Origin of the sequence: Pseudomonas sp. MPB26 (assembly GCF_046605355.1) — a bacterium.
GTDB lineage: Bacteria > Pseudomonadota > Gammaproteobacteria > Pseudomonadales > Pseudomonadaceae > Aquipseudomonas > Aquipseudomonas cedrina.
The window spans coordinates 5,512,824-5,533,761 of record NZ_CP176793.1; the positions used below are offsets into that span (position 1 = coordinate 5,512,824).

Here is a 20,938-nt window from a genome sequence, read left to right on the forward strand (position 1 = left end):
GGACACTTAGCGCCAATGGCCGTAACTTTGTGGGCGGAATCAGGGTTCAAATTGAGCTCTGTGAGAGCCAGACTTGCCTGCGAACTAGGCTCCTTGGTATATCAGGCAGACCTCTTCATCGCACGCGCGGGCAAGCCTCGCTCCAACAGATGGCATCAGATACCCCTTACAAGCGAAACCTCGACACCATGCTGTTCAGGTCAACCGCCAGGCGGGTCAACTCGCCGCTGGCGGCGCTGGTCTGGGCGGCACCGTTGGAAGATTGCGTCGACAGGTCCCGGATGTTGACCAAGTTGCGGTCCACTTCACGGGCGACTGCAGCCTGTTCTTCCGCAGCGGCGGCGATGACCAGGTTACGCTCGTTGATCTCGATCACTGCGGTGTTGATGGTTTCCAGCGCCAAGCCTGCGCCTTTCGCGATGTTCAGGGTAGATTCAGCACGGTCAGTGCTGTTACGCATTGAACTGACCGCTTTTTGGGTGCCGCCTTGAATGCTGCCGACCATGCGTTCAATTTCGCTGGTGGACTGTTGGGTGCGATGGGCCAAAGCGCGTACTTCATCGGCGACAACCGCAAAGCCGCGACCGGCTTCACCGGCCCGGGCCGCTTCGATAGCTGCGTTCAGCGCCAGCAGGTTGGTCTGATCCGCCAAGCCACGAATCACGTCCAGAACCTTGCCGATGTCGCGGGACTCTTCCGCAAGATTACCAATCAGATCGGCGGTGCTTTGCACATCCCCGCTCATGCGTTCGATAGCGTTGACGGTTTCGTGAACCAGATCCCGGCCATCGCCTGCTGACGCCGTCGCGTTTTTTGACGCCTCTGAAGTGCTCACTGCGTTACGCGCCACTTCTTCGACGGCGCTGGTCATTTCGTTGACTGCAGTCGCGGCTTGTTCTATTTCGTTGTCCTGCTGCGCAAGGCCACGGGCGCTTTCATCGGTAACTGCGTTCAGCTCCTCGGCAGCGGAAGCCAGTTGTGTTGCGGATCCGGAAATACGCATTAAGGTATCGCGCAGTTTCTCCTGCATTTTTTGCATGGCTAGCAGCAACCGGCCCGCTTCGTCAGTGCCATCAACCTGTATTGGTCGGGTCAGATTACCTTCGGCGATGGTTTCAGCCGCTTCAAGTGCCAACGCTATCGGTTGGGTGATGCTCTTTGTCAGCAGCCAGGCAAATAGCACGGTCAGCAGCGAGGCAATAATCAGGAGGCCGACAACCCAGTTGAACGCAGAGCTGTACTGGTCAGCAGCGGATTGATTGATGATAGCCAGCTGGGCGTTATTGAAGTCAGTAAGCTTACCCAACGCTACGTTTATCTGCTCAGCGTTAGCCGCAGACTCGGCATTCAGCACGCGCGTTAGCTCCTGCAGATCGCCAGCCCGACTGAGAGCAACAAGGCGCGTTTCAATCTTCCGATATTCATTCATCAACCGCATATAGTCGTTGTAGTCGGATTGCTCTACAGGAGATGAAATCAGTTTGGCGTATGCTGCCTGCGACTTGTTAAGTTGTTGGTTTTGTTCCGCAAGTAATTCGATGGTCCTGTTCTGAATATTCGGTTCGCGATCAGTCAACAGCCGATGCGACAAAACCCGCATGCGGACGCCCGTCACCGTGAGAGCATTCAGGGTCTGAAAGCTAGGGACGCCATTTATCGCAATGTCGTCGCCAGCTGCTCGGATCTTGCTCATCTGAGACAGGGCGAAGAGGCCGAGAATCAGCATGAGCGCGCCTATCAGGGAGAACCCCAGAAATGCGCGCGGAGCAATGTTCATTGTTCTTATTGTCATGGTTTTCCTAGAGCGTGGAATGTGCTCCCCGCAAGCAGCGGCGGATGGCCCAGCGCATAAGTTTTTATCGGTCGCTTGATGACACACTTGAGCGAAAACAGCTGTGTGCCGCATATTAAAACTGATACTGCCCACTCACTAATTTGCATACATCGACTGATGTTGGCTCGATGCAGCCCGATTGCGACAATCTTCAACTCAAACGACCTGGACGCGATTTTCGTTCAGTTGGTAGGGACTCGCTAACAAGTTTGCATATTTCCCTTACAGAATCAGCTCTAGAGGCTGCGGCAGCGTGGCAGACGCTGCTGTTCATAGTGGTGCTCAAGGATAGGGCATGTTCGGTTCGATGCCAGCGAACACCGCGCCAGCGCCGTCGTAAGTCGCTTCGCCGAGGAAAGCATGCTGCGTCACTACCATGGAGTCGCGTACGATCCATTGCAGACGATTGTCATTGAAGATGGCTGCAGTCCCAGCCAATCGATAAGCCTTCATGACTACGTCCGCTCCGGTATGAGCGGCATGGGTGGCGCTGAGGCGCAATAAGTTAATCTGCTGCAGGGTCACCGGATTACCGGCGATGAGCGAGGCCCATACAGCCTCGGCGGATTCGTAGAAAAACGCCTGGGCGCTTCGCAGCATCGCCTCTGCCTTACCCAGTTCGCTGCGGTAATAAGCGCGATCACCCAAGCGCGGGGCACCGGTGACAGTCTTGGTGCTGCCCGACATTGCGATCACCAAGTCCAGTGCTGCGCGTGCCAGCCCAAGGTTAACAGCGGCGTGAACTTGCGCCTGGTAGGAAACGGACGGGTAATGATAGAGGGGCTCGTCAATTGTGGAGGCACTGCCACGCACGAAAGTCCACTCGCGTTGGATGTTCTTTTGGTGCAATTTGAGGTCATGGCTTCCCGTCCCTTGCATTCCGACAACATTCCAGTTGTCGACGATCTGCACTTCGCTTGCGGGGAACACAGCGGTCAGCGGTTTGCCTGCCGTCGGTCCTCCACCGTTGGCCGATGTGCCACCGATGCCCACACCAATCCAATTGGCACCTTTGCACCCACTAGCAAACCGCCAGTGCCCGCTGACTTCCCAGCCATGTTCAGTCTCTTTGGCGGGTTGTAGAGGGTAAAGGCCGCCAGCATAGACCTGGTCTGGCCCGTTGGCATAAATCAACGCTTGGGTTGCCGGGGGGAGTGCCGCCAGGTAGATGTTGGCTGAGCCGAACGCGGTCACCCAACCGACCGAGCCGTCGGCTTCGGATACCCGCTCTACAATGCGCAGGAACTCGGCTGGAGCCAGCGCATCGCCACCGAAACATTTGGGAGTACTGGCACGGAAGATACCGACTGCTTTCATTTTTTCGATCATGTCTAAAGGGACATGGGCGCGTTGGTTAAACTCGCTGCGACGCTCGGCAATCTCCGCAATCACATCATCCAAGGAAATCGCCTTGATGCTGATTGGAGCGCCTTTACGTGTGTCACGATCATCGAAATTGTTTTTGCTGTTCATGTTTATTGTTCTCTGGCTAGGGTGATTGCATACACGTTCAGAATGCGTGGGCTGATAAGAAGAAATCAAATTCGGAATATGAATAGGCTAAATAATCTGTGGGAATTAGCTGTCGTGCCATGCGCCTCTAAAGGGGAAGGCGTTTAAGGGTGATGGCTATTCCTGCTGTCAATAGTGCGTATGAGTAAAGCGAATTTGACCGGATGAACAATCCGTCTCAACATGGATTCACCAAGTCAATAATTACAAGGTGAAGGTATGGTTAGCGATCAATCAAAACAACATTTTCGGCAAGCGCTGTCATTGTTGTCTGCGGCGGTGAATATCATTACTACTGATGGCCCCCATGGTCGCTTCGGATTAACTGCGAGTGCGGTCTGCTCGGTCACTGATACGCCCCCAACATTATTGGTTTGCATCAACCGTAACAGTTCAATTCATGAGGCGCTGCTGAGCAACAGGGCGTTATGCGTAAATATACTGACCGGTGATCTGGAGGGTATTGCGCGACAGTTTGCTGGTATGACCGACCTGCCGCCTGCTGAACGTTTTGCCGACCAGGATTGGCGGACAGGCTCCTCGGGCCTACCGGTGTTGAACGACGCCCTAGCAAGCCTCGAAGGGAACATAGTAGATATCAAGGAAGTCGGATCGCACTCGGTATTATTTGTCGAAATTAACCAAATTCAGGTCCGTGAAGAGGGGGAGAGCCTGATTTACTTTGGGAGAAACTTTCACCGTCTGGGGCGGGCTGCAGCCGTCAACGTGCAGACTCCGGCGTCCTGAATAATTGCATTTCCCTATTCGCGGGTGACAGGGTTTATAAATAATGCCCGCACGCCTCATTTGATATGAACTCCAGTATGGCTGCCGGAGGCAAACAGACTAATGATTAACCCGCGCAGCCAGGTTATCCCGGCATCCGATAGGAAACGGCTATGGTAATAAAGTCCAACCGAGATGGCTGGCAATCCGATAGGCAGGCTCAGCAGTCGATAGCGCTGGTCGCGGTTTAGCTGCATAGCAATGGCACGTGGCAGAATCAATGCCAGGTCAGTGTTGGCAACGATTTTCGGGGCAATCGTGAAGTTAGGCACTTTCAGAGCGATTTCGCGCGCAATGCCGGCCTTTCCAAATGCTGCATCGGCGGTTAGGCCATGGCCGGTAATATTGCTCGAAACGTCAACATAGCGCAGGGCGAGTATGTCCTGAACGCTCAATTCATCCTCCTGAAAAGGATGGCCGTCGCGCAACAGACAAATGAATTCGTCGTCTAGCAGGTTTTCGTGGATGCACTCTTCACCAAGTTCTACCAGATAGCCTATCGCGATATCTACATCACCTTTGCGCAATGCCATAGCCAGTTGCTCTATAGGCATTTGACGCACATCCAGACGTACTTTCGGCGCCTCGCGCGCTAGCACTTCCATCACCGTCGGTAGCACATAAAGTTGCGACATATCCGACATGGAGATGCGAAAAGTACGATCCGCTGTTTTCGGTTCAAAGTTCGAAAACATCATTAATGCGCTTTGAATAATAGTCAGCGCATGTTCAATGGGTCCGTGCAGGCGGATAGCTGCGTCAGTCGGCTCCATCGACGTTGCTGTTCGTACGAACAGCGGATCGTCAAACACATCGCGTAGTCGACGCAGTGCGTGACTGACGGCGGGCTGGCTGAGGTGTAGGCGTTCGGCCGCGATTGTCAGGCTGCGGTGTTCCCAAATAGCCACAAAAGTCCTGAGAAGATTCAGATCGATCGTGGCCATGTTGATGTGCGTCATTTATTTACCACGAGCCTTACGCGTGATGCTGGAAAAGACGCCGTCGCGGTATATCCAGGCATGTATCAGCGCTGCGCAAAGATGTCCTAACACGAGCAGAAACAGAACCCAGGCGAATAACCCATGTGCGGCCCGAAACCAAGCGTAAAGCGCGGAGCTGACAGGAGCAATGGGTGGAAGGGTCCAGCCCGCGAACATGGTGACAGGCCAATTTCCGGCAGAGAGCGTCGCCCAACCGAGCAGTGGCAGGCAGAGCATCAGCAAGTAGAGCAATAGATGCGAAACATGCGCCGCCATTGCCTGCCAGTACGGTACGCTGGCAGGCAATGGCGGGGTGGCGCTTAAAAGCCGATTGCCTAGACGCAGGATAGCCAAAAGAAGAATGGCGATTCCCAGAGGCCTATGAAGATCAATGAGCCAGGGACGCAGGCTCAGAGAAGACATCATGCCTACACCTATAAATAGCATAGCCAGGATAAGGACAGCCATGAACCAGTGGAGAAGCCGTGCCGCGAAGTTGAAACTTTGCACACCGGTGTGCTTCTGCTGGGTATGCATTATTTGATTTCCTTTTTGCCAACCGCGTCAGTGGCTTTACCAAAACCGATTTCTCGTAATCGGGCGTTATAGGACTGGGAGTAAATACCCGCACGGGCTGCAAGCACCGGATCGTCTGAAAGTGCTATTCCTGAAGGTACAAGCGTCGGGTCAAAGTTAATGTCACGACATGCCCCATGAGTTTGCTCTACCACCTGGTTGACCTCTAACGTCCCAGCGATTACCTCCTTGCGGTTGCTCGGCCATGGTTGAGAAGGGTCGTTCACCGGATCTCCTGCCTCGGCCAGTTGGAATACCAGATCCCAGTACAAGGGTGCTACACCCACACGCTGAGTTATTTCATCAAACAGGAAGTCATGACTGGCTTGCGCATGAGCCTCTTTGCTCAACATCTCTACCGCCGCATGGGGGCGCATGGACCAGCGCACGGGTTGACGTTTTCCATCCGCTGCAATAAGTACGAAGGCGTTGATGGAATTATATTCGGTGCCTGCAAAACTGGCCGGCCAAGTCGCGTTCGCCTCTCGCTCTACAGACTTGCGAGCCTCTGGATATTTTTGAAAAAACGCGGCCACCTTGTCCGGGGCTGGTTGTCCAGTGGCAGCCACCGGTTCGAAGGCTTCGACCTGCGCCAGGAAACCTTCGGCATCCCGAGTCGCGAAGTAGGGTTCGTTGTTGAGCTTCATTCGCCACTGTGACTTATCGTCGCCTACCAGCATGAGTGCCATACTGACGGTCGCCGTCGAATTGTCCGCCGCATGCGGGTCCACGGTGCCGATTGAAAAACGCCCGATGGCGGGGATGTTGGCCGGTAGAAAAATACGTGAGGTCGACAGAGGGACGGCCGCGCCGCTCGCATGAAAAGTCCCACTGAAACACATACCCTTACCGTGGGCCCGTCGATAGCCTGGTGGAAAATTATCCAGGGAGTCACCCAGAAACGCTTTTGTGGTAACGCCGGTGCCTAAGAATCCTCCTGCCCAGGCAAAAACCAGCACAAGAGCAGTCGCGATACTGAATATGCCCAACAACGGCACTCGATATTTCCATAAACCCTGAAGGTTATTCTTAAGCATAAAATTCTCAGCTGCACATTGTCAGGCAGCGCTGGATTGAAACTGCCGAATGGATAGCGCCAACACTAACCGGCGCAAAGCAGTAGTCATGTGTAAGACAGAGGGATTTGAACCGCCGATACGGCAGGAAAAAATCCCGGTGGGCTCAATGGGTTTGCTTGAGCGGCAACGCATGACAAGCCCTGCGCCATAGCCTGTGTGTCATTAAATTGCTGAGGACGCCCAAGGCAAATGACGCCGGCGATGCACCGCTTTTGACGTTATATGTCCAGCACCAATCGTGGAGATTTTGATCGTGAACAGCAAACCAATATCGTATCGTTCGCCGCTTTTTCATCAGCAGTGAGATACACATCGCGATGGTCTGGTTCACCCTCTAAAACATCACAGAGGCATGTGCCACAAACACCCTGCTCGCAGGATATTTCGATATCTATACCTACTTCAGCCAGTGCTTGATAAATGGTCTGCCCGGTCATGACATTGACGGTTTTACCGCTGCGCGCCGCCACAACCTCAAAACCAGACCCATTGGTATCAATGTCGGCCTGAAAGTATTCGCGGTGAATGCGTGCATCAGGGTAGCCGAGTTCGAGAGCATTATTGATAACCCACTTCATAAAACCTCCCGGTCCACATGTATAGATGTGAGCCGTCTCCTGGCTGCCTCCTAATACGCGTTTGAGGTCCAGTTTGCTTTCAGGTTCATCGTCGAAGTGCAGCTGGACGGCTTGGGAAAATCTGGAGAGCTCCAACTCTTCAAGAAACGCACTTCGGCTACGTGAGCGTGCGCAATAATGCATTTCAAACGCCTTGCCCCTGGCTTCGAGTGCATAGGCCATGGCCAGCATCGGTGTGATGCCTATACCCCCTCCGAGCAGGATTGAACGTTCGGCATTCAAGTCCAGCGGGAAATGGTTACGAGGCAGGCTTATGTTTACCCTTACGCCTTCAAGCAATTCCTGATGGACTGCAATGGACCCACCCCTGGATTGAGGATCTCTCAATACCCCAAGGCGATAAATGCCTGCGTCAGCGGGATCGCCGCACAACGAATATTGGCGGATCACATTTGAGGGTAGGTGCACATCAATATGGGCACCGGCCTCAAAGGTCGGTAAATTGCCGCGGTCTGCCCGCGCCAGCTCGATGACGACCACATCATCACCTTGCAGCACTCGTTTAAGCACGACTACGTTTAGGAGTTCATTCATCGGGTAATACCTGTACGCACGCGGGAAGACAATTCATATTGATGGTTTAAAAAAGCTCGCCAATCTTCATTCAGCCTGATCAAAAACACGCATAACACCGGCCTTGAGTGACGTGTGAGCGAGTAAGCCTTCTTCACCCAATTCATGACCTGCGCCTGAATCCTTCATGCCGCCGAAGGGGAGGCTGAGATCCAGCACATTGTGGTTATTGATCCAGATAGTGCCTGCCTTCACGCCGCCGAAGAAGCTCGTGATCCGATCAACGTTTTTGGTCCAGATACTGGCCCCCAAACCAAATGAGGTCGCATTGGCGCGCTGGATAACCTCACGGTCCTCCTTGAAGGAAAAGGCTGTTAGCACCGGCCCAAAAATCTCCTTTTGGGATGTGACGCTGTTGTTTGTAAGGTCGGTCAAAATGGTAGGCTGAATATAAGCGCCAGGGCTGTTGATCGTTTCGCCCCCACACAGTAATTCTGCACCGGACTCAAGGCCCTGGTGGATCATGCTCATCACCTTGTCGCGGTGGGCGTGATGAACGAGTGGACCCATCTGGGAACTTAAATCCAGACCCGGGCCAATTTTGATGGTCCGTGCGATTTCAGCGACTCCCGCAGTGACTTCGGCGTAGTGGCGTTCGTGGACGTACAGCCGAGAACCTGCGCAGCAGTTTTGACCATGATTGCCGAAAATAGCCCAGGCAGCGCCGGGAATAGCGATGTTCAAATCGGCATCTTCGGCGATGACTACCGGTGACTTACCGCCGAGTTCAAGCGTGTATTTTTTCATCAGGGGCGCTGCTATTGCGGCGATTCGTTTCCCTGTCTCAGTCGAGCCTGTAAAACTTATCTTGTCCACGCCAGGGTGCTCAACAAGCGCCGCACCTACTTCATGACCTAGGCCGGTAATGACATTGACAACTCCAGGTGGAATGCCAGCTTCATTACACAGCTCCGCCAGGCGCAAAGTAGTGAACGGGGTTTGCTCAGCGGGCTTGAGAACAACAGTGCACCCCGTTGCAAGAACAGGCGCCAATTTCCAGACCGCTTGGCAAAGCGGCACGTTCCATGGGGTAATTGCTGCGACGACACCCAGTGGCGATCGTTTTGTGAAACCAAAGAATTTTTGATCCGGCAGGTAAGGAACGGACAAATCCAGGGTTTTTCCAGAGATTTTGGTGGACCACCCGGCCATATAACGCAGCGTATAGACCGACAGGTCCGCATCGAATGCGCGAGTGTTTCGAATAAGGCGGCCACTGCTGAGCGTCTCGAGTTCAGAAAGCTCCTGAGCATTTTCCGCAATCAAATCAGCGAGCCGCAGCATCAAAGCTTCACGTTGATAAGGTCTCATTCTGGACCAGGCGCTGTCTTCAAATGCCTTGCGTGCAGCGGCCACTGCCAGGTCGACGTCAAATTGGTCTGCCTGTGCGATTTGACCTAATTCAAGACCGTTACTAGGATCGGCGATAGAAAAGTATTTTCCTGAATGCGGGTCCCTGAACTCACCATTAATGAAGATTTGGGTACGTTTGCCGATCCTGGATTTAGCCCCAGCGGTGAGGTGTTCGTAGTTATTTGCCAATGTCATGATCGAATGCCCATTGTTATTGTTTCAGGGGCCGCTATCGTACTAGCGGAATATAAAGGAAATTAATATCCCGCACCGTCAAGAGTTGGACAATGACAGCAGAGGTACCTATTGTTGCCCTTGCTGCAACAAAGGCGAATCATCCAGGTGGTGCGTCCAATGTCTCACTTGCGTGTAGCGCGGATTGGTTTTGCTGATCGTGCCCTAGGTCGTGGGCCGCGACTGCACTAAGCTGAGACGATGACGATATCGGGTAAAAAAGTAGTGCATCTAACCGGACCGGTATATCTGGCCTGTATGGAATACAAGCAAGTATGGGCTTTAAGGCGAATTAAGAGTGTTGTATAATTTCTAGAATTTTTTAGGTAAAAAGGAAATTCTTAATGAGGGTTGCTAAAAACAATCAAAAGACTGAAGAGAAACGTACGGCTATTTTGGTCGAGGCAAGGATGGTATTTCTCGACTCGGGAAATGCTGGATTCAGTATGAGAAGCGTGGCTAAAAAAGTCGATATGTCGCTGAGCCATCTTCAATATTTTTTTCCGACCAAAGATCAACTATTTTTGGAGATGGTCAGGTATACCGTAAATGACTATCTGAAAAATTATAAACTCATAATGATGGAGTCCTATAATAGTCCCGAACAACAGATGTGTGCTGTGTTGGATTATTTGTTTAGCGATCTCATGCGACTGGATGTTACAGCTATCTTCGTGGAGCTCTGGGGGATGGCACTCCGGGATGTAGAGGCGCGCCTTTTTCAGCGTAAACTGTACAGAGTCAATAGGCGAAAATTTTCGACAATCCTTACCAAGGTTTACCCTGACGCATCGCGTGAGACCATCAAACGGGTCGCAACCCAGGTGCTGTTACACATCGATGGCATTATGGTGCTTTACATGGTGGATTGGCCGGATGCGCAGAATTATGAGCGAATAGTTCAAGACGCTAAATCCATCATATGGAGAATCATGGAAAATATCTCTCAGGAAAAAGAGACTAGTCAACTACCGTAGCTATGGCATTTTTCCGAACCAAGAAAATCTTATTGGGATTTCTGCTGGTGCAATCACGAATGCGCCGAATCTGTGCGTTTATCGCCATTGCCAAGTAATGCACCAAATCACGCGAAAGAGGGGACAGCTTCCTGGATTGGCGCGAAATAATTTGTACTTGTGTTACATTCAAGGCGTGATAATCGATAGGAATAGCTTTTAATGTGCCGTTGCATAACTCATCAATGACGGGAAAGTCACTGAGTATTGTGGAGGCTATGCCATTGCGCGTGAGGTCCAACATTATCTTCAGTGAGTTTGAAGTAATGTAAGGCTGGAAGTGAGCGCTGCTTTCACTTTGCAACTGATCAATAATCCCTCTGATCCGGTACTCAGGCGGGGGGAGAACAATATCTTCGTCAGCCAAGTCTTGAAGACTGAGTATCGATCTGCCCGCCAGCGGATGGTCGGGATGGACAATAGCTCTCATGGGTTGGTCGAAAGAATGGAGCCTATTGATGTTGGCGGTCTTGGTGGGGGAAAACACCAATCCTATGTCTGCTTCGTCTTCAGCAACCATTCGCTCAACTTCGTGAGAGGGCGCAATTAAAAGCTCAGTGTGCGATTGTCGATTAGCTTTGAAAAATTGATAAAGCTCGCCTATGGCCTGAGTACTAAGTAGTCCTTCGCCCACCGCAATGCTGGTTCTATTTAAATATCCTTCTTTGAGTTGGCCGAGTTTTTTCAAAAGTTGATTGTGATGACCCATACGCTCAACATAATAATCAACTGCAGCCTGACCAGCGGCGGTCAGGCAGATCCTGTGAGTACCTTCTTGTATGAGCTGAATACCGAGATCGGACTCCAGTTTTGCAATCTGGCGACTGATGGAGGAGACGGCGAGTTCCAGCTCTTCGGCCGCCGCGCGCATGGTTCCCAGTCTGGAGCTCAAATACAGATATTTGAAGCGTTGATCTTGAAGCTCGGTTTGGGAATTCATCATGGGTGCCTCGCACGGTTCGCATCATCAGGTTTTTTATTATGCTGACGAATCTATGCTAGTGAATGCTGGGAAGCAATACCGCGGGCTAGTTTTTTTGGTCAGTGACCTACAATATTTTTATAGCTTTTTGATCTAAGAAGGCGTTTTTGTCTGCGCTGAAATTCTCGGTTCTAGATTGCACGTTTAACGTTCTATGAGACTCTTGATTGCTGAGTACCCCTGATCAGCTGTGCTGGCGCTTGAGGTGATACGGTGCGGGATTAACTATGGGTGTGTCGCCAGTGACGAGATCTGCGACCAGTTGTCCGGCTGCTGGAGAGGTGCCAAACCCATGCCCTGAGAATCCGGAAGCAAGCGTCAAACCCGGAATTTTATCCACGGGGGATATCACTGGGAGGCCGTCCGGCGTTACATCGATCATGCCAGCCCATTCGAGCTCTATGGTGGCTTTTTTAAAAGCGGGCCAAGCTTCAGTGAGATTGCGTAATGCAGCCCGATTCAGTCCGTGATTGACGTTTGGGTCTATTGTCCGTCTCTGCTCGAAAGCAGAGGTACCTTGGTCAGAACTGCGTCGCGACAGGGCCAGTTCTGTCATGAACTCTCGCCCCAGCGAAAGATTCATGTTTTTCCATTGGGAACGCAGTGTGGAAAAGTAGTGATGCCCGATCAGCAAGCTGTCAGGTACGATCGGCACCATGAAAGCTCCCCGGTTCGTAATGACGTATCCGCCGTCCAGGTGTTTGCGAAAAGAGATATCTGGAGTTCCTACTGCGACCTCGGTCATTCCCTCTATCGTCAGGGGAGCCGTTCGAAGGACTGAGGCGACTACCGGTAGCGTCAAGAGGGGAACACCGCAGGTAGCCAGGAAGCGTCTCGACCACATGCCGCCGGAAAGGATTACGTTATCGCAACGCACTTCCCCCCGCTCGGTTACAACACCGCTTACTCTGCCTGCCGACATGGATAGCGTTCGCACCGCGCAGTTCTCCACGATGATAACGCCTTTTGCAATTGCCGCCCGTGCGATGGCACTGCTGGCAAGAGTAGGCTCTGCTCGGCCATCAGAGGCTGTATAAATTCCGCCTGCCCAATCGACGGTGCATCCTGGAGAAAGATCAGCGATTTCTCTCGCCGTGACCAGGCGTGAGTCGAGCGAGGCATCAGCGACTGAGTTCAACCACTCTTGATGTGAAGCCATTTCCGAGGCTGAGCTGGCGGTATACAAAATACCGGTCTGTCTGTAGCCAACATCTGCATTGAGCCGTTGCGCCATGGTGCCCCATAGTTTTTCTGCAGCGATTGAAAGAGGGAGGTCCAGTTTGGCCCGGCCCATTTTCCTGATCCACCCCAGATTTCGCGAGGATTGTTCGCCAGCAATTCTGCCCTTTTCAAGTACTGTGACGGGTATGCCACGTTCTGCCAGCGACAATGCCGCAGTGAGTCCGATAATGCCCCCTCCGATCACCACCACTGTCGTGGCGGCAGGAAGAACGACAGAAGTCTGAACGGGAGAGATAGAGGGGGCCAAGTTTCTTATCCTTGATGCTGTATACGTTATCGAAGTGCACTGAATCGCTACGCCCTGAGGCTGCTAAGTGTCACGTATTGTTATGAGTAATCGTGATTTCTTTGACATTGGCCTTTGAGACCCCGCGATAGGCGGTGACTTCAATTTCAACTTTGTATATCTCAGATCCCAGAGGAGGACTGGTCAGCGTCAGCGTTGGATTAATGCCTCGCATTTTTTCTGCGTAGGTGGCCATTACGATATCTATGTCCTTCGCAAACGGTATGAACACGCGTGCGGCAACGATATCGCCAAGCGAAGCGTCAACGGCCGAAAGGGCATGTTCTATATTGGCCAAGACTTGAAGGGTCTGCTCAGCCGGGTCTTCGGGCATTTCCTTTGTGGCGGGATTGCGGCCGGCGGTATTGGATACGAAAATCAGATCGCCGACGGCGATCAGGCGCGAATAGCTACCCAGCTCCTCAAACTTGGATCCGGTTTTAACTTTAATAACGTCGATAACTTCTTTCATGTGATGTGTCCGATATTCAATGAAGACTCAGAAGGCGCGGTTGCCGTGCGGGATCAACTTAGCGTTGGGGTTTCCCAGAGATTAAGTTTGACGCCTATGCCTTTTTCGCATGCGTTCCGATAAATCACGGTGCCCCACGCAACATCTTCTACTGGCATACCGCCGACCGACATAATGATGATTTCATCGTCGTTTTTACGGCCGGGTGCTTCACCGACAACAATCTTGCCCAGATCCTCGAGCTGGTCAGGTGACATTTTTCCTTCGTCGATCAGATCGAGGAATTGGATGCCCACTACTGGCACGATGTTGTGCACTGGCTTGGGATTTTCTTCATGCCATGCCTGGTAGAGAGAAGGATTGTCCAGAACCTTGCGAATGTCGGGTGACTGCATGCCTTCATCGATACTCGTCAAGGCGGGCATGGACAGGAACGTACCAGGGCTTACCCATTCACGCTTCACCACAGGATAGGCAGAGGCATCACCAATTGCTCCGGAATTGCAGAATGTGACGATGTCACAGTCGCGTACCACAGCTTCGTTGGTGTCTACCACATGAATGTTGACAATCTGCGGAAAAGTCTCACGAACCCACGATGTAAACGCATCGATATTTTTTTGGCCGCGTCCCTTGACTTTAATTGTGTCAATATCAGGACATTCGGCAACGAATGCCGAAAGTGAGGTCTTCGCCATCACACCTGGACCAAGAATGCCAACCACCTTCGAATTCTTTTTGGCCAGATGGCGGGCGCCTACGCCAGGCACGGCGCCTGTTCGATAAGCAGAAAGAAGATTCGCTGACATGATTGCCAGAGGAGCGCCCGTATCGGCATCGTTGAGTACGAACAGAAGGATGGAGCGGGGGAGACCCTTCTCTCTATTCGCGATGTTGGATCCGTACCATTTCATCCCGGCTGTTCGAAATTGACCGCCAAGGTAAGCAGGCATCGCCATGAAGCGTCGATCGGGGGTAGGTTTGGGCATGTCCGGAAAAGGTGAGTCTTCAGGGAATACCACCACAGATCCGTGGGAATTGTTATTGGGACCTGCCATCCGGTAGTCGCCGTGGTACATCAGGGAAAACATTTCTTCCATCGTGTCAACGCAGGCTGCCATATTGGTGACGCCCGCCTGAATCATGTCCGGTTCGGAGAGATAAATGAAATCAATATTTGGTAAGTTGTGCATAGTCGTGATGCTCATTTTGAAATACTGCTCTTGCCGCTGATACGAACCTTTCTCAGCGGGGACGTGATCTGACCGTTTGCGCTCTAACCTTCAACGCCGTTGTCATTCTGAATCGAACGGTCCAAATCGCAGGGCCTTCGAATAATCGGGTGAGCCATGACGGTTATGCGCTTTTTTCGGCGCTTAACTGCTCCCAATCAGCCTTGGAGCATTCGGCATGAATTCTGGCGCTCAAGCTAAACTAGGTAACAGACCACGCTTATCCTACAGTTCGTTTTTTTGAACTCGATGACATTCGAGGCGACACTTGTTGTGGTAATGACAACGCTTGCGCTAAGAGGGTATAGCGGCTATTCCGGTCAAGCACCGATCAACATCATTGCCTAAAAAGCAACATGATCCCTGGTTGCTGTGATTGTGGCCCGACTTCTATGTCAGTAATTTCCTTGTCTTGTTTTTGCAGATTCGACAGGAGCCTTTTCATGATTTCCCCCATTTCTGACATTTCCCTGCTGGAAGAGCGTATTCGGGTACTTGAGGCCGAATCTTCGGTTCGCCATTTACTGAATCGGTATATGTTTTTGTGCGACGTTCCCGGGCCTGAAACACGTGAAATCGAGCTGGGCCAATTGTTCTGCCAGGACGCAGTGTGGCAGGGGGTCGGATCTCGGTATGCCCTTAAGTTTGGTCGTGTAGATGGACGCAAAGCGATAGTGGCGATGCTCATGAGTTACCTGCCGCCGGCTCCACACTTTCAGTCAAATATGCACTTTCTTTCCGGTGAGCAGATATCTGTCGATGGTTTTCAAGCCAAAGGCCGATGGGTAATGCAGCAACTCAGTCGCTACGAATCTGGCCAATCAGGGTCAATTGTCGCCGCCCTCAGCGTGGAATTTCTCTGGGAGGCAGACGCCTGGCGCATCTCCTTTTTTTCAACTGAACGCGTTGATGCCTTTCGTCTCGAGAATGTCCAAGAGGCGTCACTGTGAGCCCGCTGGTCATTGAAGGTTGCATCGGGGGGCCGGGGCGGACGGTCGCCATCAAGGATTCTTTGGATGTGGCAGGTTGGCCAACACGTTGTGGGAGTCGTGCTTTCGAACACGCCCCGCCAGTCCAAGACCATGCAACTGTTGTGAAGGCGCTTCTCGACGATGGTTGGCAAATCATTGGCAAGACTGTGCTGCATGAGCTGGCTTTCGGTGTGACTGGTATCAACGAGTGGGCTGGAACGCCAGTTAATCCACAGGCACCGGATCGGATCCCTGGTGGGTCTTCCAGTGGCTCAGCGGTCATCGTTGCTCAGGGAAATGTGGATGTGGCATTGGGTACTGATACAGGAGGTTCTGTGCGCATGCCGGCTGCCTGCTGTGGGGTCTTGGGTCTCAAGCCATCGTTCGGTCGGTTGAGTCGTCACGGTGTGTATCCGGCTTCCAGTTCTCTTGATGTTGTAGGACCCATGGCTCGTGATCTTGAGACGCTCGTAGCTGCGATGACTTCAATGGACTCAACTTTCTCCGCGCATAAGCCTCTCGGGCAATTCCGGGTAGGTTTAGTCAATGTCTCTTGCGATCCTGCGATTGAGCAAGCCATACGGGACGAGATGAATCGTCGCGGCTGGGTCTGGGAAGTCGTCACGCTGCCGCTTCTTGATCAGGCATTCGAAGCTGCATTGACCGTCATTAATGCTGAAACGTGGGCTGCTTATGGTCATTACACCGGCCAGGCTTTACTGGGTGCCGATGTTGAGGCGAGGTTACTGCGTGCGGCCAACACCGATGCCGTGGCCGTACAAGCTGCGCATGCGGTGCGCATGGCATTCAGCGAACAGGTAGACCATTTGCTGGAACGCTTCGATACACTCGTCCTTCCGAGTTTGCCTCGTCTGCCACCGCTATTGGTTGATGTATGCAAGGGTGAATCGGTGATCGATCTGACGCGCTTCCTCAGGCCGTTCAACTTGAGCGGGCACCCGGCATTGAGTGTGCCAATTCCCTATCCGGGTTCCTCCATTAAAACCAGCCTGCAACTCATCGGAGCAAAGGGTGAGGATGCACGTCTGTGTGCCATTGCTGGTGCGTTCCTTTGAATGAATCAGCGTTCGTCATCGAGCGCAGCAAGCACGCTGGTCAGGCGGTGCAATCAAAAAGTGACTCAGTACCTTCTTGAGCGACGAAGGAAATGATCAGGGATGTCACCCAAAAGGTTGCAGCGTTGCAATCTGTACAACGAATGTCGCTTACGGTGTCATCGTTTTCGCGGCGAAGTACTGCAAGGATACCGGTAGGCCGTACACCCATATGAAGCCGGCTACATGTGATGCGCAATCTACATTGCGCCGACAATTAGAAGGATACGCTTGAACCAGATTCAATCCGATCGCCAAGGCCAGGAATATACACTGCACATTGATGCCTCGTTGAATAGGCGTCATGAATTGTGTCATCGAAGACAAGTGATTGGTTTGAGTTCCTGAGTACCCGCCTTTTGGCAAGATAAGAGTTTGGTGAACTTGGCAAAGAGTGAAGAGCGATATAAAGAATAGCCAGGCTGCGGTTTTCAGGGGCGGCGGGCAGGTATCGCTTGCGTTTGAGGAGCGCTCGTGTTGGTCCGCAAGGATGCTGCTGCATCGATTTATTTCCGTTATTCATAAAATAATTAGAGTGGAGAATTGGGATGACAGAGCTATCCGAGCCCCTATCTGCAGATGTGCCTGCAGGCGGCCAGCAATTAGAAGGTAATCTAAGTGCTTATAAAATCGCGTTATTGGTGATTGCAGCCGCAGGACCGTTAGGGGCGGTTCTCACCGCGGCCCCCATCGCTTTTGAGCACGGTAATGGCGCTGGCCTTGCCGGAGCATTCCTGCTGGCGGGAATTCTGATGATTTTTTTCTCGATAGGCTATGGCGAATTAATCCGGGCGATCCCGGGGGCCGGCGCGTTTTACAAGTACCTTACGGTGATCTTTGGACGGGGCGTAGGAGCGGGGGCGGCATGGGTTGCCTTAGCCTCTTATCTGGCGATTACCACTGCGATTGCTGTGGCGTCCGGGTATTACACGAATATGACCATGCAAGGGTTTGGTATTGATATCGGCTGGGCAGCATGGACCGTCTTATACGTGGGGGCGATCTGTTACCTGGGCCGGGCGAATATTGATTTTGCCGCAAAGATCCTCGTGCCTTTGGTGCTTGCAGAGTTCTTTGTGCTTTTTCTACTGGGTATTTCCATATTCTTGGATAAAGGTCTTAACGCCTTCCCGGTTCAAGCCATCTCGGTAGACGCAATAATGTTGCCGGGGCTGGGGGTTGGGCTCATGGTGGCGCTGGCATCATTCCTCGGTGTCGAGTCCGCCGCGCTTTATGCGATGGAAGCCAGGAAGCCAGCAAAAACCATTCCGCATGCCACTCGTTTGGCGGTCGTTTTGGTAGGCGTCGCCTACCTGATCATTATCTGGCTGATCATCGGTGAGGTTGGGTTTGATTCCATCAAGGACGAGGCAGCAATAGCGAAGGGCGGGTTGGTCATCAATTTGTTCACGACTCGTTTGGGTAGCACGATGGCGACAATTGTTTCCCTCATGCTGTGCACCAGCAACTTTTGCTGTTTGTTGTCACTGCATAATGCTGCGACGCGGTATGTTCAAGTTTTGGCCAAAGACAAGCACTTGCCGAATGTTCTTTCACATGTTCATGAAACGAAAAAATCTCCAGCCAATGCAAGTCTGCTTGTGACCGTGCTCGTTGCGCTGACCATTATCGTCTCTTCCTCCCTGGGCTATGACGCCTTTGTATTTTTGTTTCCCGTAACGGTGGCATTGTCGACCCTTGGATTGATAGGGCTTCAGACATTTGTCACATTGGGGGTCGTCGTTCATTTCAAAAAAGCCAACGATAAACGGTATTTTAAAACATTACTCAGCCCACTCATCGCACTGGCTGGTCTTAGTACTGCCGTTTATCTCATCTACGATAATTACGGCATGCTAACGGGCAGTGAATCTGCCTGGGTCAATGGCACTCCGTTACTTCTGGTTGTCTTGTTTCTCTACGGGATAATCAAGGGGCGCTTCAGGAAAACTGACTCGTCCGGGATCAAATGATATAGGCCTTGCCTACACCGCCGTTAAGCTTGATCCAGGTGGGCTGACGCTTGTTGTCTTTAAAACACTAAACCTCTCGCGGTCGGCGATTGATGAGGCGTGGGTGCGGGCTTAAGGTTATTTCAAAATAACTCTCGTCACATTGCGATAGAAAGGTAATTAATTGTGAGCGATTTAATTAACGTTGTCGGGCTTGATATGGAGCCCGCAAGCTTGATCAAGCACGACCGCGTGCACACCTCGTTGTACACCGACGCCAAGCTGTTTGACATGGAACTGGAAAAGATTTTCTACAGTACCTGGGTCTGGGTCGCGCACGTCAGCGAGATCCCGGAGGCGGGCAGCTACAAAAGCACCTACATCGGCAAGCAGCCGGTGATCGTGGTGCGCGACCGCAAGAAACAGGTCCATGTGCACCTCAACCGCTGCCGCCATCGCGGCGCTACGGTATGCGAACACAAGAAGGGTAAGACCAACAGCTTTGTCTGCCCATATCACGGCTGGAGTTACGCGTTGGATGGTTCACTGCGTGGTGTGCCGAGCCCTGAAAGCTACGGTGATTGCCTGGATAAGGGCGAGCTGCCTCTGGTCAGCCTGCGTGTTGAAGAATATGCGGGCATGCTGTTTGCCACGCTCAAGGATGACATCGAACCACTGGTCGACTTCCTTGGACCTGCCAAGAAATGGATCGACCTGTTCATGAAACAGGGCGCCGGTTACCCGATCAAGGTCCCAGGCGAGCACCGTTTTCGCTTTCCGGGCAACTGGAAAATCCAGTTGGAAAATACCACAGACGCTTACCACTTCCCGCTGGTGCACAAGTCATTCCTGGCATCGGTTGATGAGCAAACCCTCAAACTTTTCGACTTCGTTGAAGGGCCGGGTTACGTCGAAGACCTTGGTAACGGGCACAGCGTAATGGTGATGATCCCCGACTTGGTGGATCTTGAAGCCGATCTCGACAAACCGATTCCGGAGCGCTTCGAGGAGCTTGCTGCGCGATTGCGCGAAGACGGTATTGAAGAGCAGCAAGTACGCCGTATTGTTCGTGCTGTCGGTGGCTCGGGTTTCAATCTTAACCTGTTCCCCAACGTTGCCTGTTCCATGGCGTTTTTCCGCGCGCTGCAACCGATATCGGTGACAGAGACAGAAATTCATCACTCGGTAATCACCATGGACGGCGGCCCTGCTATAGCCAACCGCTACCGCCTGCGTTTGCATGAGCACTTCCAGGGGCCGATGGGTTTTGGTACTCCGGACGATTCCGAAGCCTGGGAGCGTGTGCAGAAAGGCGCCAGTGCTGGCGAAGACCTGTGGATCATGTTGAACCGTGGCCTGCCGGGTGAAAAACCGACCGAAGACGGGCTGGTCAGCGACGTAAGCGCCGAGACAGGCATGCGCGCTGCTTACCAGCAGTGGAAAAAGATGATGACGGCAGAGACTAAGTAAATGAACCTGCAATTACTGAATCAAGTCACCGCTTTTATCTGGGCTGAAGGCGACATGCTCGACCATGGCGAATTCGACACCTGGTTGAGCCTGTGGAACGAGAAGGGTACTTACATTATCCCGATCAATCCCAAGGAAGAAGACTTCGAAAACACCCTCAACTACGCCTATGACGATCATCACATGCGTCAGTTGCGAATCCAGCGTCTGACCGGAGGTGATTCGATTTCCACCAGCCCGCAGCCGCGTACCGTGCGCACCCTGTCACGTTTTCGTGTGCTGTTCGAAAACGATGAAAAAGTGACGGTCCGTTGCGCGCAAAACGTGCGCGAGTTCCGTAAGGACTCGCTCAAACATTACAGCGCGGACATCGTCTACGAGCTTGAACGCTTCAGTGACACTTTCAAGATTCAGCGTAAGTTGATTCGTTTGATCAACGCTGACGACGCGCTCGCCGGGATAGGTTATATACTTTAAGTTAACAGTTCGGGTGCCGGAGACGAGGAGTGTTCGCACTGTTTCTGCCGGCTATAAGAGCGGTGCCTTCTGAGACTCGACAAACGTTTTTGATCGGAAGGCACTTTGTAGGGATTGAACAGTTAACGCCTCAAAACATGGTGTTAGGTAGTGCTTGA

General features: G+C 52.4%; 18 protein-coding genes. 7 read left to right on the forward strand and 11 right to left on the reverse strand.

Features of this window, described 5'->3' with window-relative positions; translation table 11 throughout:
• Positions 1-166: 166 nt before the first annotated feature.
• A complete protein-coding gene (locus tag ACLH0H_RS25155; RefSeq protein ID WP_411380109.1) occupies positions 167-1,792 on the reverse strand; it encodes a methyl-accepting chemotaxis protein in 1,626 nt (541 codons plus the stop codon).
• 324 nt (positions 1,793-2,116) lie between these two features.
• Positions 2,117-3,307 carry an acyl-CoA dehydrogenase family protein gene (locus ACLH0H_RS25160; protein ID WP_411380110.1) on the reverse strand — a complete coding sequence of 397 codons (1,191 nt, stop codon included), beginning with the start codon at positions 3,305-3,307 and terminating at the stop codon, positions 2,117-2,119.
• 258 nt (positions 3,308-3,565) lie between these two features.
• Here ACLH0H_RS25160 and ACLH0H_RS25165 point away from each other — a divergent pair, with 258 nt between their 5' ends.
• Positions 3,566-4,093, forward strand: a complete 528-nt coding sequence (locus tag ACLH0H_RS25165; protein ID WP_411380111.1) for a flavin reductase — start codon at positions 3,566-3,568, stop codon at positions 4,091-4,093.
• Between the two features lie 56 nt (positions 4,094-4,149).
• On the opposite strand, the gene ACLH0H_RS25170 is transcribed toward ACLH0H_RS25165, so the two are convergent.
• From ACLH0H_RS25170 to ACLH0H_RS25190, 5 genes are all read right to left on the reverse strand, one after another.
• A complete protein-coding gene (locus ACLH0H_RS25170) occupies positions 4,150-5,091 on the reverse strand; it encodes a LysR family transcriptional regulator (protein ID WP_411380112.1) in 942 nt (313 codons plus the stop codon).
• Entirely contained in the window at positions 5,092-5,649 is a 558-nt protein-coding gene (locus ACLH0H_RS25175; protein ID WP_411380113.1) for a cytochrome b, read from the reverse strand. It lies immediately after the preceding gene.
• Positions 5,649-6,725 (reverse strand): catalase family peroxidase, encoded by a 1,077-nt coding sequence (locus ACLH0H_RS25180; protein ID WP_411380114.1) that lies wholly within the window; start codon positions 6,723-6,725, stop codon positions 5,649-5,651. The genes ACLH0H_RS25175 and ACLH0H_RS25180 overlap by 1 nt, the downstream gene beginning before the upstream one ends.
• 260 nt (positions 6,726-6,985) lie before the next feature.
• On the reverse strand, positions 6,986-7,939 hold the full coding sequence (locus ACLH0H_RS25185; RefSeq protein WP_411380115.1) for a PDR/VanB family oxidoreductase: 954 nt from the start codon (positions 7,937-7,939) through the stop codon (positions 6,986-6,988).
• Between the two features lie 66 nt (positions 7,940-8,005).
• Entirely contained in the window at positions 8,006-9,526 is a 1,521-nt protein-coding gene (locus ACLH0H_RS25190) for an aldehyde dehydrogenase family protein (RefSeq protein WP_411380116.1), read from the reverse strand.
• 383 nt (positions 9,527-9,909) lie between these two features.
• On the opposite strand from ACLH0H_RS25190, the gene ACLH0H_RS25195 reads away from it, so the two are divergent.
• Positions 9,910-10,542 (forward strand): TetR/AcrR family transcriptional regulator, encoded by a 633-nt coding sequence (locus ACLH0H_RS25195; RefSeq protein ID WP_411380117.1) that lies wholly within the window; start codon positions 9,910-9,912, stop codon positions 10,540-10,542.
• Here the strand turns inward: ACLH0H_RS25195 and ACLH0H_RS25200 are convergent.
• From ACLH0H_RS25200 to ACLH0H_RS25215, 4 genes are all read right to left on the reverse strand, one after another.
• Positions 10,526-11,524, reverse strand: a complete 999-nt coding sequence (locus ACLH0H_RS25200) for a LysR family transcriptional regulator (protein WP_411380118.1) — start codon at positions 11,522-11,524, stop codon at positions 10,526-10,528. The genes ACLH0H_RS25195 and ACLH0H_RS25200 overlap by 17 nt on opposite strands.
• Before the next feature lie 223 nt (positions 11,525-11,747).
• Positions 11,748-13,052, reverse strand: coding sequence for an NAD(P)/FAD-dependent oxidoreductase (locus ACLH0H_RS25205; protein WP_411380119.1), 1,305 nt, complete (start codon positions 13,050-13,052; stop codon positions 11,748-11,750).
• A gap of 70 nt (positions 13,053-13,122) precedes the next feature.
• Entirely contained in the window at positions 13,123-13,563 is a 441-nt protein-coding gene (locus ACLH0H_RS25210; protein ID WP_003232737.1) for a Rid family hydrolase, read from the reverse strand.
• Between the two features lie 53 nt (positions 13,564-13,616).
• On the reverse strand, positions 13,617-14,756 hold the full coding sequence (locus ACLH0H_RS25215; RefSeq protein WP_411382463.1) for a tyramine oxidase subunit B: 1,140 nt from the start codon (positions 14,754-14,756) through the stop codon (positions 13,617-13,619).
• 482 nt (positions 14,757-15,238) lie between these two features.
• On the opposite strand from ACLH0H_RS25215, the gene ACLH0H_RS25220 reads away from it, so the two are divergent.
• The 5 genes from ACLH0H_RS25220 (at position 15,239) to ACLH0H_RS25240 (ending at position 20,780) form a co-directional block, all read left to right on the forward strand.
• The gene (locus tag ACLH0H_RS25220) at positions 15,239-15,745 is read left to right on the forward strand and encodes a nuclear transport factor 2 family protein (RefSeq protein ID WP_411380120.1); all 507 of its coding nucleotides are present in this window, start codon (positions 15,239-15,241) and stop codon (positions 15,743-15,745) included.
• Complete coding sequence (locus tag ACLH0H_RS25225) at positions 15,742-16,842, forward strand: amidase (RefSeq protein WP_411380121.1); 1,101 nt, start codon at positions 15,742-15,744, stop codon at positions 16,840-16,842. Before ACLH0H_RS25220 ends, ACLH0H_RS25225 begins: the two co-directional genes overlap by 4 nt.
• A 587-nt stretch (positions 16,843-17,429) precedes the next feature.
• Positions 17,430-18,854, forward strand: coding sequence for an APC family permease (locus ACLH0H_RS25230; protein WP_411380122.1), 1,425 nt, complete (start codon positions 17,430-17,432; stop codon positions 18,852-18,854).
• A 165-nt stretch (positions 18,855-19,019) separates the two neighbouring features.
• Positions 19,020-20,303, forward strand: coding sequence for an aromatic ring-hydroxylating oxygenase subunit alpha (locus tag ACLH0H_RS25235; protein ID WP_411380123.1), 1,284 nt, complete (start codon positions 19,020-19,022; stop codon positions 20,301-20,303).
• On the forward strand, positions 20,304-20,780 hold the full coding sequence (locus ACLH0H_RS25240) for an aromatic-ring-hydroxylating dioxygenase subunit beta (protein WP_411380124.1): 477 nt from the start codon (positions 20,304-20,306) through the stop codon (positions 20,778-20,780).
• The last annotated feature ends 158 nt before the right edge of the window (positions 20,781-20,938 follow it).